This is a genomic window from Kribbella sp. NPDC023855 (assembly GCF_040639475.1).
GTDB lineage: Bacteria > Actinomycetota > Actinomycetes > Propionibacteriales > Kribbellaceae > Kribbella.
This window is the reverse complement of record NZ_JBFAAA010000014.1, coordinates 53259-68244: the sequence shown is the minus strand read 5'-3', so window position 1 is coordinate 68244 and position 14986 is coordinate 53259. Positions and strand designations below refer to the sequence as shown.

General features: G+C 68.2%; 12 protein-coding genes. 6 read left to right on the top strand and 6 right to left on the bottom strand.

The genetic code is table 11. From position 1 onward, the window contains the following. The first annotated feature begins 32 nt into the window (after positions 1–32). From AB0F51_RS34060 to AB0F51_RS34040, 5 genes are all read left to right on the top strand, one after another. Positions 33–3383, top strand: a complete 3351-nt coding sequence (locus AB0F51_RS34060) for a serine hydrolase (RefSeq protein WP_360286682.1) — start codon at positions 33–35, stop codon at positions 3381–3383. Then, positions 3383–4504 (top strand): M20 family metallopeptidase, encoded by a 1122-nt coding sequence (locus AB0F51_RS34055; protein ID WP_360286679.1) that lies wholly within the window; start codon positions 3383–3385, stop codon positions 4502–4504. Before AB0F51_RS34060 ends, AB0F51_RS34055 begins: the two co-directional genes overlap by 1 nt. Further along, on the top strand, positions 4501–5433 hold the full coding sequence (locus AB0F51_RS34050; protein ID WP_360286676.1) for a GNAT family N-acetyltransferase: 933 nt from the start codon (positions 4501–4503) through the stop codon (positions 5431–5433). Before AB0F51_RS34055 ends, AB0F51_RS34050 begins: the two co-directional genes overlap by 4 nt. Further along, positions 5433–6536, top strand: a complete 1104-nt coding sequence (menC, locus tag AB0F51_RS34045; protein WP_360286673.1) for an o-succinylbenzoate synthase — start codon at positions 5433–5435, stop codon at positions 6534–6536. The genes AB0F51_RS34050 and menC overlap by 1 nt, the downstream gene beginning before the upstream one ends. Before the next feature lie 88 nt (positions 6537–6624). Then, the gene (locus tag AB0F51_RS34040; RefSeq protein WP_360286670.1) at positions 6625–8274 is read left to right on the top strand and encodes a helix-turn-helix domain-containing protein; all 1650 of its coding nucleotides are present in this window, start codon (positions 6625–6627) and stop codon (positions 8272–8274) included. 146 nt (positions 8275–8420) lie between these two features. Here the strand turns inward: AB0F51_RS34040 and AB0F51_RS34035 are convergent, their stop codons facing one another. Both AB0F51_RS34035 and AB0F51_RS34030 read right to left on the bottom strand, forming a co-directional pair. Beyond that, entirely contained in the window at positions 8421–9377 is a 957-nt protein-coding gene (locus AB0F51_RS34035; protein ID WP_360286667.1) for an electron transfer flavoprotein subunit alpha/FixB family protein, read from the bottom strand. A 14-nt stretch (positions 9378–9391) separates the two neighbouring features. After that, positions 9392–10186, bottom strand: coding sequence for an electron transfer flavoprotein subunit beta/FixA family protein (locus AB0F51_RS34030; RefSeq protein ID WP_360286664.1), 795 nt, complete (start codon positions 10184–10186; stop codon positions 9392–9394). Between the two features lie 302 nt (positions 10187–10488). On the opposite strand from AB0F51_RS34030, the gene AB0F51_RS34025 reads away from it, so the two are divergent. After that, a complete protein-coding gene (locus AB0F51_RS34025; RefSeq protein ID WP_360286661.1) occupies positions 10489–11223 on the top strand; it encodes a class I SAM-dependent methyltransferase in 735 nt (244 codons plus the stop codon). A 106-nt stretch (positions 11224–11329) separates the two neighbouring features. On the opposite strand, the gene AB0F51_RS34020 is transcribed toward AB0F51_RS34025, so the two are convergent. The 4 genes from AB0F51_RS34020 to AB0F51_RS34005 are packed head-to-tail and all read right to left on the bottom strand — an operon-like array spanning position 11330 to position 14985. Then, on the bottom strand, positions 11330–12313 hold the full coding sequence (locus tag AB0F51_RS34020) for a hypothetical protein (protein WP_360286658.1): 984 nt from the start codon (positions 12311–12313) through the stop codon (positions 11330–11332). After that, the gene (locus AB0F51_RS34015) at positions 12306–13238 is read right to left on the bottom strand and encodes an acyltransferase (RefSeq protein WP_360286655.1); all 933 of its coding nucleotides are present in this window, start codon (positions 13236–13238) and stop codon (positions 12306–12308) included. Before AB0F51_RS34015 ends, AB0F51_RS34020 begins: the two co-directional genes overlap by 8 nt. Positions 13239–13257: 19 nt before the next feature. Further along, complete coding sequence (locus tag AB0F51_RS34010; RefSeq protein ID WP_360286652.1) at positions 13258–14205, bottom strand: methyltransferase domain-containing protein; 948 nt, start codon at positions 14203–14205, stop codon at positions 13258–13260. Further along, complete coding sequence (locus AB0F51_RS34005) at positions 14206–14985, bottom strand: enoyl-CoA hydratase-related protein (RefSeq protein ID WP_360286649.1); 780 nt, start codon at positions 14983–14985, stop codon at positions 14206–14208. Position 14986 lies beyond the last annotated feature (1 nt).

Here is a 14986-nt window from a genome sequence, read left to right as displayed (position 1 = left end):
CATTTGCTGGTCCGTCCAAGGAGGACTCCACCGTGACCCGACGTCTGCGCATCGACGACCTGACCGAGTTCGCAGTACCGGAGCAGCCGGCGCTGTCCCCGGACGCCACTACGGTCGCCTACGTACTGCGGACCACCGATGTGAAGGGCGACCGCGTACTGCGGAACCTGTGGCGGGTGCCGGCGTCCGGTGGCGAGCCGCAGCAGCTCACCCGGGGTGATGCCGACAGCACACCGGTCTGGTCGCCTGACGGGACCCAGCTCGCCTTCCTGCGCGCCAAGGACGGCCCGGCGCAGCTCTGGTTGCTTCCGGCCGCAGGTGGCGAGCCTGAGCAGCTCACCACGCTGCCGCTCGGGGCTGGGATGCTGCAGTGGAGTCCTGACGGCACTCGAATCGCCTTCAGCGCAGCGGTCGACACGGCTGCTCAGGACGGAGAGGACGAGGCCGCGGGTGAGGCACGCAGTCATGCGCCGATCGTCAGCGAGCGGCTGGACTATCAGGCCGACGGAGCCGGCTGGCTGCGCACGATCCGCAAGCACGTGCACCTGCTGGACGTCGAGTCGAAGAAGTGCAGGCAGGCCACCGAAGGCGACTGGCACGCGGGTGACCCGGCCTGGTCGCCTGACGGCACCAAGCTGGCATTCGGAGCCGCCACTGCACCCGACGCCGACCTGAGCCCGACAGCACCGGCGTACGTGCTCGACGTCACGGACGAGAAGGCCAAACCGCAGCAGGTCGGTCTGGCCGAGGGACTGTCCGGTCCGATCGTCTGGACACCTGGTGGCGAGTCCCTGCTGATCGTCGGCAACCTCACTGGCCCGGTGGGACATGCGGGCCTCCTGCGACTCACGCTGTCCACTGGTGAGGTGGAGAACCTGGCAGCACCGCTCGACCGCAACGTGATGCCCGGCGGACCGGCGTACCCGGGTGCCCTTCCCGCCTTGATCGAAGACGGCCGCACGGTCCTCTTCTGCATCCGCGACCGCGGCTGCACCCACCTGTACTCCGTTCCGCTGGCTGGTGGCACACCTCAGCGGGTGCTGGGCGAGCCGGGTCAGAACGTCGCGGGCCTCACCGTCGCGGGCGGTGTCGCGACCGTCGCGCTGACCACCCCGACGTCGTACGGCGAGATCGTCGCGCTGGACCTGGCGACTGGCGAGTCGACGACTCTGACGAAGTACGGCGAAAAGTTTGCTGACGTGGAGCACTTCCTCCGGGAGGAGCGCGAGTTCACGATCTCGGACGGGACCGTAGTGTCGGGCTGGCTGATCCGCGACCCCGCGGCCAGTGGGGCGCAGCCGCTGCTGCTGGACATCCATGGCGGCCCGCACAACGCGTGGAATGGTGCTGCCGACGAGGTGCATCTGTACCACCAGGAGCTCGCGTCGCGCGGCTGGACCGTGCTGCTGGTGAATCCGCGCGCCAGCGACGGCTATGGCGAGGAGTTCTTCAACGGCGCGCTCGGCAACTGGGGTACGGCGGACGCGAAGGACTTCCTCGAGCCGCTCGACGAATTGGTTGCCGAGGGCATCGCCGATCCGGAGCGGCTCGCCGTCGCGGGGTACAGCTACGGCGGCTACATGACCTGCTACCTGACCAGCCGGGACAACCGGTTCGCGGCGGCCGTCACGGGCGGTGTGGTCAGCGACCTGACCAGCATGTCCGGCAGCGCCGACATGGGCCACTTCCTCCGGGCGTACGAGCTCAACAACACCGGGGACGTGACCGACATGTCGCCGCTGAGCAAGGTCGGCCAGGTGCGGACACCGACTCTGATCCTGCAGGGCGACGCCGACGTGCGTTGTCCCGTCGGACAGGCCCAGCAGTGGCACACCGCGCTGCGCGAACAAGGCGTGCCGACGCAACTGGTCCTCTACCCGGAGGCCAGTCACCTGTTCATCGTCGAGGGCAGGCCGTCCCACCGCCTCGACTTCAACCGCCGCATCCTCGACTGGGTCGAGCAGTACGCCGGTGACGCGACCGGCCCGCGTCGCGCCTGCATCGACGTCGCGCACTGGCAACGCCGGCTCAGCACGCTCGCCGCCAGGCACGGCGTACCGGGGGCAACGCTGGGCATCCTGCGGGTACGGCCCGGGGCGGATGACGAGTTGGTGGAGGCTGCGACCGGCGTACTGAACAAGGACACCGGCGTCGAGACGACAGCCGATTCACTGTTCCAGATCGGGTCGATGTCGAAGGTGTGGACCGCGACACTCGCGCTGCAACTGGTCGACGAAGGGCTGCTCGACCTGGACGCGCCGATCATCCAGGTGCTGCCGGAGTTGCAGCTCGGCGATCCTGATGTCGCCAAGCAGGTGACGATGCGGCAACTGCTCACCCACACCAGCGGGATCGACGGCGACGTGTTCACCGACACCGGGCGGGGTGACGACTGCCTGGAGAAGTACGTCGACGGGCTGGCCGAGGTCGGGCAGAACCATCCGCTCGGCGCCACCTGGTCGTACTGCAACTCCGGCTTCTCGCTGGCCGGCCGGGTGATCGAGAAGCTCACCGGCAAGACCTGGGACCAGGCCCTTCGCGAGCGGATCATCGTGCCGCTCGGACTCGAGCACACGGTCACGTTGCCCGAGGAGGCGCTGCTGCATCGGGCAGCGGTCGGGCATGTCGGCGAGGGTGATGAGGAGCCGTCGCGTGCGCCGGTGTGGGGTCTGCCGCGCTCGCTTGGGCCGGCTGGGTTGATCACGTCGAGCGCTGCTGACGCGTTGGGCTTCGCTCGTTTGCATCTGAAGGGCGGCGTGGCGCCGGATGGCACGCGGGTGCTTCGCGAGGAGACCGTGGCGTTGATGGCTGAGCAGCACGCCGAGCTGCCGGACAAGTACTCGCTGGGCGACTCATGGGGGCTGGGCTGGATCCGGTTCGGCTGGAACGGTCACCGGCTGATCGGGCATGACGGCAACACCATCGGCCAGGCCGCCTTCCTGCGCGTCCTGCCCGATCAGGGACTGGCCGTTACGCTGCTGACCAACGGTGGCAACGCACGTGATCTCTACGAAGACCTGTACCGCGAGATCTTCGGCGAGCTGGCGGATGTCGAGATGCCGTCGCCGCTGACCGCGCCCGACGAGCCGCCGACTGTTGAGTTGCACCGGCATGTTGGTCGGTACGAGCGCGCAAGCACACTGCAGGAGGTCCTCGTCGAGGACGGGCAGTTGGTACTGCGGATGACGCTCACCGGTCCGTTGGCCGAGTTGATGCCGGAGCCGACGCACTCCTTCCCGATGATCCCAGTCGACGAGAGCGGCGACCTGTTCGTCGTACGGCAACCTGGGTCGCTGACTTGGTCGCCGGTGACGTTCTACTCGCTGGCTACTGGTGAGAAGTACATGCATTTCGGTGTTCGAGCCACGCCGAAGGTGGGCTGATGAGCGAACTGGTGGAGTCGATGCGCGCCGCTTTGCCGCGGATGCTGGCGGATCTGGAGACGTTGGTGACGTGTGAGTCGCCGTCGTCCGACCTCGCGGCGGTGGCCGGCAGCGCAGACGTGGTGGCCCGGCTCGGAACTGAGTTGCTCGGCAGCGCACCGGAGTACGTGGTGGTCGATGGGCGTACGCATCTGCGTTGGCGGCTCGGCGACGGGCCGCGACGAGTGCTGGTGCTCGGGCATCACGACACGGTGTGGCCTGTTGGCTCGCTGGTCACGCATCCGTTTGGGGTCGAGGACGGCGTACTGCGGGGGCCTGGTTGCTTCGACATGAAGACCGGTCTGGTGATGGCCTTTCACGCGATCGCGGCCTTGCCCTCTGCTGCAGGGGTGACGTTGCTTGTGACCGGTGATGAGGAGTTGGGATCGCCGTCGTCACGTGGATTGATTGAGGCGGAGGCGGCTGGGTGCGTCGCTGCGCTGGTCTTGGAGGCTTCTGCGGCCGGGGCTCTGAAGCTCGAGCGAAAGGGTGTTTCCAACTACGAGATCCGGGTCACCGGCCGTGCCTCGCATGCTGGGCTCGAGCCGGAGCTCGGGGTAAACGCCAGCATCGAGGCGGCCCATCAGGTGCTCGCGGTGAGCCAACTCGGTGATGCCGCACTCGGGACGACCGTGACGCCGACCGTTCTGACGTCCGGTACTACGCGGAACACCGTGCCCGCTGCTGCTGGTTTCTTTGTCGACGTGCGGGCGCGAAGTATCGCCGAGCAGGAGCGCGTGCACGCGGCGTTGCAAGCGCTGACACCGGTGCTGCCCGGCGCTTCGCTGGAACTGATCGGTTCGCCGAACCGGCCGCCGCTGGAGCGGAAGATGTCCGAAGACCTCTACCGCCGAGCCTCGACACTCGCCGCCGAACTCGGGTTGGAGCCACTGCGCGAGATCTCGGTCGGCGGCGGCTCCGACGGCAACTTCACCGCCGGCATCGGTACTCCGACCCTGGACGGCTTGGGTGCCGTCGGCGGCGGCGCTCACGCCGACGACGAGCACGTCGTGGTCGCCGAGATCGCGCCCCGGACAGCGCTCTTGACGGCACTGATCGCCGACCTGTTGGACAGACCATGAGCAGTCCAGAGATCACCGGGCTGATCGACGTGAGCACCTCGGTCGACGACGCGATCGGGGACGGTCTGGCCGCTGCGGCCTCCGCCGGAGTACGGGTTCGAGGGCTGCACGAACTGGCTGATCTCGATGCGGTCTATCGCTTGTACGACTCCATCTGGCGACCGGATCCGATGAATCCGCCGATCACGACGGAGCTGCTGCGGGCGTTGACGAAGGCGGGCAACTACGTCAGCGGGGCCTTTGACGGTGACGAGCTGATCGGGGCTTGTGTCGGGTTCTTCTCGCCGCCGCTTGAGCGGGCGATGCACAGTCATGTGGCCGGGGTGTCCGGGGCGGCTCGGGGGCGGAGTGTGGGATTTGCGCTGAAGTTGCATCAGCGGGCTTGGGCGCTGCAGCGGGGGGTGGAGGCGATCTCGTGGACCTTTGATCCGTTGATCCGGCGGAACGCGTACTTCAACGTGACGAAGCTGGCGGCGCGGCCGACGGAGTACCTGACGAACTTCTACGGGTTCATGCAGGACGGGATCAACGGCGGCGACGACAGCGATCGCCTGCTGGTCCGCTGGCAACTCGACGCTCCCGACGTCGGAGCAGCCGCCGCTCGCCGACCGGCTGTTACTGCCGTGGATCGGTTGCCACGGGCAACTGTCGCACTGGGCTTCGCAGACGACGGCGGGCCGTCGACTTCCCCTGCATTGGGTGCACGCGACGGGACAGTACTGGTCGGCGTACCGGCTGATGTGGAGAAGTTGCGGCAGACCGATCCGGGGGTGGCGAAGTCGTGGCGGGCCGCGCTGCGTGAGGTGCTGGGTGGGTTGCTGGCCGACGGTGCCCGGGTGACCGGGTTCGACCGGGCCGGGTGGTACGTGCTCGAACAATCTGTGCGTCAACAATCTGTGCGCGACGATGCTGAGAAAGGGCTGGCGTGATGAAGCTGACCGGAGTCGAGTTGCGGCGGATCTCGCTGCCGTTGGTGTCGCCGTTCCGGACCTCGTTCGGGACCGAGACGACCAGGGACGCGCTGCTGGTGCGCGCGGTCAGCACCGAGGCAGAGGGCTGGGGCGAGTGCGTCGCGATGTCCGGGCCGCTGTACTCCTCGGAGTACGTGGACGTGGCGATCGACGTACTGCGGCGGTTCTTCGTGCCCGCGTTGGGCGCGGTCGAGCGGCTCTCCGCTGTCGAGGTGGCGCCGGCGCTGACCAAGTTCCATGGGCATCGGATGGCGAAGGCGGCGTTGGAGACCGCAGTACTGGATGCTGAGTTGCGCGCCGAAGGGCGACCGCTGGCGCGCGAACTCGGGGCTGTGCACGACCGCGTGCCGTGTGGGGTTTCGGTCGGCATCATGGACTCGATCGGGGAACTCCTGGATGCGGTCGAGGACTATCTCGACGAGGGCTATCTGCGGATCAAGCTCAAGATCCAGCCCGGGTGGGATGTGGAGCCGGTGGCCGCGGTCCGCGAACGCTTCGGCGATGTTTTGCTGCAGGTCGACGCCAACACGGCGTACTCGGTGTCGGACGCGAGGCACCTGGCGCGACTCGACCCCTTCGACCTGTTGCTGATCGAGCAGCCGCTTGACGAGGAGGACATCCTCGGCCACGCGGAACTGGCTCGCCACCTCAAGACCCCTGTCTGCCTGGACGAGTCGATCACCTCAGCCCGCGCGGCCGCGGCGGCGATCAGCCTGGGCGCGTGCTCGATCGTGAACGTCAAACCCGGCCGCGTCGGCGGCTACCTCGAGTCGCGCCGCATCCACGACGTCTGCGTAGCCCACGGCATCCCCGTCTGGTGCGGCGGCATGCTGGAAACCGGCCTCGGCCGAGCCGCCAACGTAGCCCTTGCAGCCCTCCCCGGCTTCACCCTCCCCGGCGACACCTCCGCCTCCACCCGCTACTACGCCACAGACATCACCACCCCCTTCACCCTGGCCGAAGGCCACCTCCCCGTCCCCACCGCCCCCGGCATAGGCATCGACCCCCTCCCCGACGTACTGGAGGCTGTCACCACCTCAACCGAGTGGCTACCTTTGTAGAACCGGACCAATCGGCGGGCTGATTCTGTTCACCTCGACGAACCAGGGCGGTGGTCTGGCTTCTAGCTTCGGAGAGGTGCTGCCTTCCGTGACGAACCGACCCCGCGCGAGCCTCGGGCGTGTCCTCGACGACCTCGGCGCCACCCTGCTCGAACTCGTGCACGGCGATCCCGACCAGCGGGCCGAGATCGGTGGCGTCGTCATCCACGATCCGCTCGACGAGCCGGTTTTGCCGCGGCACAGTCTCGTCCTCGGCGTCGGCCTGCAGGAGCCGTCGCTGATCGCCTGGACCCTGCGCGATCTCGGCCGCCAGCAAGCGGCCGGGCTCGTCGTCCGCTCCCCCATCGCCGCGCACGAGTCGATCACCACCGCCGTGGCCGAGTCCGGCGTCGCCCTGCTCGGTCTGACTCGAGGTGCGTCCTGGGACCAGCTCGCCGTCCTGCTCCGCTCGCTCCTCGCCGAAGGAGATGTCGGCGTCGCCGAGCCCGAAACACTGGGCGGCATGCCTTCCGGTGACCTGTTCGCCCTCGCCAACGCGGCCGCCTCGCTGCTCGACGCGCCGGTCACGATCGAGGACCGCAGCTCCCGGGTGCTCGCCTTCTCCGGCAGGCAGGACGAGGCAGACCCGGCCCGCGTCGAAACCGTCCTCGGCCGCCAGGTGCCGCAGCGCTACTCCCGCATGCTTTCCGAGCGCGGCATCTTCCGCGAGCTGTACCGAACCGATCGGCCGGTCTACGTCCCACCGCTGCCGATCGTCGAAGGCGAGTTGACACTCCCCCGGGTCGCGGTCGCCGTCCGCGCCGGCGACGAGATCCTCGGGTCGATCTGGGCTGCCGTCCGCGACCCCCTCACCGAGGAACGCTCACAGGCCTTCTCCGACGCAGCCAAACTCGTCGCACTCCACATGCTCCGCATCCGCGCCGGCGCCGACGTCGAACGCCGCCTCCGCGCCGACCTGGTCAGTACTGCGCTCGAAGGCGGCGCCGGAGCCCGCGATGCGCTCGACCGTCTCGGCCTGGCCGACCAGCCGGTCGTAGTACTGGCGTTGGCTGTGCCGGTGTCCGATGAGTCGCTGGTCGGGGAAGCCGGGCTCGCGACCGAGCGTCAGCGTCTGGCCGATGCTTTCGCGATGCATTTGGGTGCTGTCCATCCACGGTCCGCGTCCGCGTTGGTGGGCGGCATCGCGTACGGCCTGATGCCCGTCCGGGCCGATCGCGCCGACGGTGAGGAACGCGCGGTCCGCATCGCCAAGGACTTCCTCGACCGGATCGGCGAACGCGTCACGGCCACCATCGGCGTCGGACCCGTCGTACGGGAAACCTCCCGGCTCCCCCACGCCCGCGCCGGCGCCGACCGCGCTCTGCGTGTGTTGCGAACCGGCAACGGCTCCCAACGCGTCGCCCGTCTCGCCGACGTCCACGTCGAAACCCTGCTGCTTGAACTGCGCGACCTGATCGAAGCCCGCGGCGACCAGCCGACCGGCCCGATCGCCCGTCTGGTCGCCTACGACCGCGACCACAACACCAACCTGGTCGAAACCCTCCGAGCCTGGCTGGACGCCTTCGGCGACGTCATCGCCGCAGCCGCAGCCGTCTACGTCCACCCCAACACCTTCCGCTACCGCCTCCGCCGCCTGGCCGAAGTAGGCGCCCTGGACCTCACCGACCCCAACACCCGCTTCGCCGCCATGCTCCAACTCCGAGTAATCCACCCACCCCACCGAACCCCCACACCATGACTCTTACGTTCGAAGAGCTGGTCGTCTGCGGTGGCTCTTCTCGGACGGATAGAAAGCTGCGGGAGAAAGGGGTAGGCCCGGCCTGCTTTGGGGGGTGAGCGGGCCGGGCCTGGGGGGAGGTCGGGAGGTGACCTCAGTTGGGTGGGTTAGGACTTGCGCTTGGTTACTTCTTCGGTGGTGGCGGGGAGGACCTTGTGGAGGTCGCCCACTACGCCGAAGTCGACCAGTTCGAAGATGGGGGCTTCTTCGTCCTTGTTGATGGCGACGATGGTCTTCGAGGTTTGCATGCCGGCTCGGTGCTGGATGGCGCCGGAGATGCCGGCCGCGATGTAGAGCTGCGGCGAGACGGTCTTGCCGGTCTGGCCGACTTGGTAGGCGTGCGGGTACCAGCCCGAGTCGACGGCGGCGCGGGATGCGCCAACCGCTGCGCCGAGGGAGTCGGCGAAGGCTTCGATCGGGCCGAAGTCGCCGCCGGTACCGCGGCCGCCGGAGACGATGATCGCGGCTTCGGTGAGCTCGGGGCGGCCGGTCGCCTCGCGGGGCTTCGAGTCGGTGATGCGGGCCGTCTTGGCGGCGTCGGAGATCGTCACGTCGAACTCCTCCACCTCCGGTGAGGTCTCGGCCGCTTCCGGGGTCGCCGCGTTCGGCTTGACCGTGATGATCGGCGTGCCGTGGGTGACCTTGGCCTGGACCGAGTAGTTGCCGGCGAACACCGACTGCGTGGTCACCGGACCGCCGTCGCCCGCCTGGACGTCGACGGCGTCGGTGATCAGACCCGACTCGAGCTTGACCGCCAGCCGGGCGGCGATCTCCTTGCCCTCGGCGCTCGACGAGATCAGGATGGCGCTCGGCTCGACCTTGGCCGCGACCTGGTGCAGCGCCTCGGCCTTGGGAGCCACCAGGTACTGCGTGAGCTCGGCGTCGGTCAGCGCGATCACCTTGGTCGCGCCGTACTGGCCGAGGGCAGGCAGTGCGTCCTGGACGCTGTCGCCGATGTAGACGGCCACCGGCTCGCCGAGCCGGCGCGCGATGGTGAGGAGTTCCGCGGTCGTCTTGCGGACCTTGCCACCGGTGTGGTCAACGAGAACGAGAACGTTCGACATGAACTGGTCGCCCCTCAGAGGAACTTGTTGGTGGACAGGAACTCGACGAGCTGGGCAGCACCGCTGCCGTCCTCGTCCTTGACGATCGTGCCGGCGGTCCGCGGCGGCCGCGCGGTCACCTCGATCACCTTGGTCCACGCCGAGGCGGCGCCGACCTGGTCGGGCGAGATCTCCAGGTCGGCCAGCGACCAGGTCTCGACCGGCTTCTTCTTCGCGGCCATGATGCCCTTGAACGACGGGTACCGCGGTTCGCCGGACTGGTCGCTGACGCTCAGCACGAGCGGGAGCTTGCCCTCGACGGTGTCGCTGGCGGTGTCGCCGTCGCGGCGGATCCGCACGGTGTCGCCCTCGACGGTGACCGACGAGCCCAGCGTGACGCCAGGGAGGCCGAGCCGCTCCGACACCATCGCCGGTACGACGCCCATCGAGCCGTCGGTGGAGGCCATCCCGAAGACGATCAGGTCGGCCTCGAGCTTGCTCAGCGCCCTGGCCAGAATCAGTGAGGTGGCGGTCGCGTCGGAACCGTGGATGCCTTCGTCGTTCACGTGGACACCGGCGTCGGCGCCCATCTGGAGACCCTTCTTGATGGCGTCGGCCGCCTGCTCCGGGCCGACCGTGAGGATGGTCACAGAGCCCTCGGAGCCGTCCCCGCCGTTTTCTTTCACGGTCAGCGCGGTCTCGACGGCGTACTCGTCCAGTTCGGACAGCAGCCCGTCGACACCGGCGCGGTCCACCGTGTTGTCCTCGGAGCGGAAGCGGCGGTCCGCCGTGGCATCCGGCACGAACTTCGCGCAGACGACGATCTTCATAGCGTGTGGGACCCCTTCTGGTTAACGGTCTCTCCCAGCCTGCCACGGATGTTACTCGCGAGAAACATAAGACGCGTGCGAGTCCCATCACAGTCCAGTGGGCGCAACGCACGTACCCACCAGCACCAAGTGTCCTGAGTTGGAGGTTCCTGCGCATCTCCGGCACCCAGGCACGCACCTCGCGGCGTTGGAGAAACATCCACGATGCTCCGCATCGAGGACGTTCCTCCGCCTTGCGATGCACGCACCTGGACACCGGAGCTGCTGCAGGAACCTCCAACTCAGGACACTAGTGTGACCGGGTGACCGAGACGTTACCGCTCACCGGTGAGAGAACAGCCCCCGGGATCTGGCACGAGAACTACTGGTTCGCGCGCCATGAGGCCGCCTACCGCTGGATCACGGCGAATTGGCTCAGCTCCGAGACCGGCCGCGTCCTCGACGCCGGCTGCGGCGAGGGGTACGGCGCGGACCTGCTCCGCCAGGCCGGGGCTGGGCAGGTTTTCGGTCTCGACTATGAAAGTACGACGCTTCGGCACGTGGCCAAGGCTTATCCACAGACCAATCTGGTCCAGGGCAATCTCGTCCAGACCGGGTTCGCGGACGACGCGTTCGGCCTGCTGGTCTCCTTGCAGACGATCGAGCACCTGTGGGAGCAGCCGCGGTTCATCGCCGAGTGCGCGCGGATCGCCGAGCCGGGCGCGATCGTGGTGCTGACAACGCCCAACCGACTCACATTTCCGAGCGGCAACTGGTACCACACGAAGGAGCTGACGGCGGCCGAGTTCACCGAGCTGGTCGAAGCCGATCTCGAGATCGTGGAAACGCTCGGGCTCTGGCACGGCGAGAAGCTGGCGGCGTGGGAGCAGCAGCACGGATCCTGTGTGGACGCGCAACTGGCGACGGATCACACCCGATGGTCTGCTGAGCTGGTCCAGCTGGTGACGGAGACCAGCCATGAGGACTTCGTGATCCGGGCGGGCGACCTGGACGACAGCCTCGACCTCGTCGTCGTCGCCCGCGCCCGGCTCAGATAGTACCGGCGAGATCGCGCCGGCCCCGGCGCACGTCGTACCGGGGAGGTCGGGCCGGGCACGGCTCACGTAGTACCTCGAGACCGGGCCGGCTTGCGACCGCTGCGGGTCAGGGGCGGATGAAGCGTTCGGCGATTTTGCCGATGATCAGGTAGACCAGGGCGGCGATGCCCCAGTTGACCAGCAGGGTGTTCTTCGCCGTTTCCAGCCGGAACAGGTCCTTGAACGGGCCGACCAGATCGTGGCCGCGCTCCAGCACCCACTTGACGATCTCGTTGCTCTGGTTCGCCTGGTCCAGGGCGGTGAAAAGGGCGCCCAGGGCAAGCACCGCGGCGGCGATCACGGCGACCAGCCAGACCAGCGACGCCACCAGGTTCCGGAAGCGCTTGACGCCCGAACCCACGGCGGACAAGGCGGATTTGCCCTTGTCGCTCGATGACGACACCACGGTCTTCTTCACCACGGCCGGCTTCGGCTTGGCCCCGTTGGCGCTCGAAACGGCCGGCGCGCTGGGCGAGGCCGGCTGGCGGGTGACGGGCTTGGTGACCGTCGTATCGTCCTGCGGCGCCTCGGCCGCTGCCTTCTCGCGGGCGCGCTGCTCGGCGACGATCTCCGCCGCCGTCTTCGGTTTCGCGGCCTTCGTCGCGGTCGTGGTCGCACCGCGGCCGGACGACGCCCCGGTCGCAGGCGTCTCCTCAGCCGCCGCGTCCGATGTCACCGCCTTCTCGGCATCGGCGGTCTTCGCCGCCTTCTCGGGTTGAGTACCCACGTCGTCCATCTCCTCAGCCGGGATCGGTTCCTCGTCCGTCGCCAGTGCCGGCACCGGCGGTTTCCTGCGTCGGTTGCCCGGGACCGGGCGCGGCGACAGTTTGCGCCGCACCCTCCAGATCGGGGCCGACGGCACTCCGTCCACTGTGTCCAACGTAGCCAGATCCGCACCATCAGTCACATCGACCGCCACGATCGGAACCGGATCGACCGCTCGGTGGCGCGCGTCGGTGAGCGAGCGGTCGGTCGCCGCCTGCCCCAGGGCCGACGGCTCGGTGGCCGGCAGGACGGACCGTACGGCGTCCGCGCCGGTCTGATCAGCCACGCTGCGTCTCCTCTTCGACGACTCCGGGGACATAGTGCCCGACTGGTGAGTAACTTGAGAACCCCCTGGTCGGATCTTCGTCGTCACCAGCTCTCTGTACCCCGTCGCGCGGGCTGGTGTCGGCGTCCTCAGTTGCTGGGTCTGCGGGGGTTGAGGTCCGCTGGATCGCGGCGGGATCCGCCGCGGTGGTTGAGCGCCGCTGCGGCGCAGAAGTAATTGGAGGTGCCGCGGGAGCAGGGGTGGGGAGGTGGCCGGATTGGAGGGTGGTGGTGGTTTGGGCGTTTGTTTCGGCTAGGTCGGCTAGGTAGGCGCGGCGGGGGGCGGCTGCTTCGTAGCGGGTTCTGCGGTCGGCTACTACGCGGGCGGGGATGCCGGCCGCGATCGAGTACGCCGGGATGTTGCCTCGGGCAACGCTGTTGGCGCCGATCACGGTGCCGCGGCCGATGTCGGTGCCGCGGGTGACGGTGACCTTGGTGGCCAGCCAGCAGTCGGGGCCGATGCGGACCGGGGACTTGACCAGGCCCTGGTCCTTGATCGGCAGGTCGAGGTCTTCGGTCTGGTGGTCGAAGTCGCAGATGTACGTCGTGTCCGCGATCAACGTCGAAGCGCCGATCTCGATGTCCAGGTAGCAGTTCACCGTCACGTCGCGGGCGAACACCACCTTGTCGCCGATCCGCAGCGTCCCCTCGTGCGCGCGCAGCCGCGTCTCGTCGCCGAGATGCACCCACTTGCCCAGGATCAGCCGACCGTGCCCCGGCCGCGCGACGATCTCCAGCTTCTTGCCGAGGAAGACGAATCCCTCGGTGATCACCTGCGGATGCCGCAGCTTGAACCAGGCGAACCGCCAGTACCGCTTCAGGTAGTACGGCGTCCACGCCCGGTGGCGCACCACCCAGCGCAGATTCGCCGCCGTCAGCAACCGCATCCGTCCAGTATGTACACCGCTACGGAGCGACACCTGTGATCGACACGTTGTAGTAGAGCTCATCAGGCACGACCTGAGACAGAACCTTGTCGACCTTCGACAGCTGCAGCCACGACTTGTACGCGAACATCCGCCACCCGAACCCGAGCTTCTCCTCCGGTACTGCGGCCTCGAACGTCCGGATCGGCCAGCCAACCCAAGCAGCCAGCAACTCTTCAGTGACAGTCCGTACGTCGACAGCTCCAGCGCGCAACGCCATCCGGGCCAGCGTGTCCGGGTCGAACGTGTGCAGGTCGACCACAGCCTCCAGCGCAGCGGCCCGGGACGACTCGTCGAGCTCGGACTGCGGCCGGCGCCAGTGCGACAAGGCGGGCAGCTTGGTGATGTTCGTGGTCGCCCACCAGGTCAGCCGGGACAGCCGTCGCGCCACGAAGTCGCCGTACCGAGTGGGCTCGCCGCAGATGACGAAGCGCCCGCCTGGCTTCAGGACGCGCAGCATCTCGCGGAACGCCAGCTCGACGTCCGGGATGTGATGGATCACCGCATGCCCGATCACCAGGTCGAACGTGTCGTCGTCGTACGGGAGCTTCTCCGCGTCGGCGACCTTGCCCTCGATCGCGAAGCCGAGCGTGTCCGCGTTGCGCTTGGCCGCTTCGACCATGCCCGGCGACAGGTCGGTGACGTGCGCCTCGGCCAGTACGCCGGCCAGCTTCAGGTTCAGCGTGAAGAAACCGGTACCGGCGCCGATCTCGAGCGACTTGCCGTACGGCCAGCCCTCGGAGCCGGCCACGTCGACGAACCGGTCGCGGGCGTACTCGACGCAGCGTTCGTCGTACGAGATCGACCACTTCTCGTCATAGGTCGACGCTTCCCAGTCGTGGTAGAGAACCTGGGCAAGCTTGTTGTCGTTCCACGCCGCCTCGACCTCTTCGGCGGTGGCAGCGGGCTTCGATGCTGACGTGGTCATTCAGATTCCCTTGAACTCGGCCTTGCCGGGGCCGTTCTCGACAAAAGACTTCATCCCGATGGACCGGTCCTCGGTGGCGAAGAGCGCGGCGAACTGCTGCCGCTCGATCTCCAGCCCAGTGTGCAGGTCGACCCCGAGCCCGGCGTCGATCGCCTCCTTGGCCGCCCGCAACGCAAGCGCGGCGCCACGGGAGAACTGCGACGCCCAGGCGACGGCCGCCTCATAAACCTCGGCCGACGGCACGACCTTGTCGACGAGCCCGATCTGCAGCGACTCGGCCGCGTCGACGAACCGGCCGGTGTAGATCAGGTCCTTGGCCTTGGACGGGCCGACCAGCCGGGACAGCCGCTGCGTGCCGCCCGCGCCGGGGATGATGCCGAGCAGGATCTCCGGCTGGCCGAGCTTGGCGTCGTCGGCCGCGATCCGGTAGTCGGCGCACAGCGCGAGCTCGCAGCCGCCGCCGAGGGCGTAGCCGGTGATCGCCGCGACGGTCGGCTTCGGGATCGCGGCGACCGCGGAGAGCGACGCCTGCAGCGGACCGGAGCGGCGGACCATGTCGGCGTACGACATGTCCGCCATCTCCTTGATGTCCGCGCCGGCCGCGAAGACCCGCTCGCCGCCGTAGATCACCACGGCGCGCACGTCGTCGTTCGCGGTCGCCTCCAGCGCGGCCGCCTTGATCTCGTCCTGGACCTGGACGTTGAGCGCGTTCATCTTCGGCCGGTCCAGCCGGATCGTGCCGACTCCGTCGGCCACCGTCAGGTTGACGAACTCGCCCATC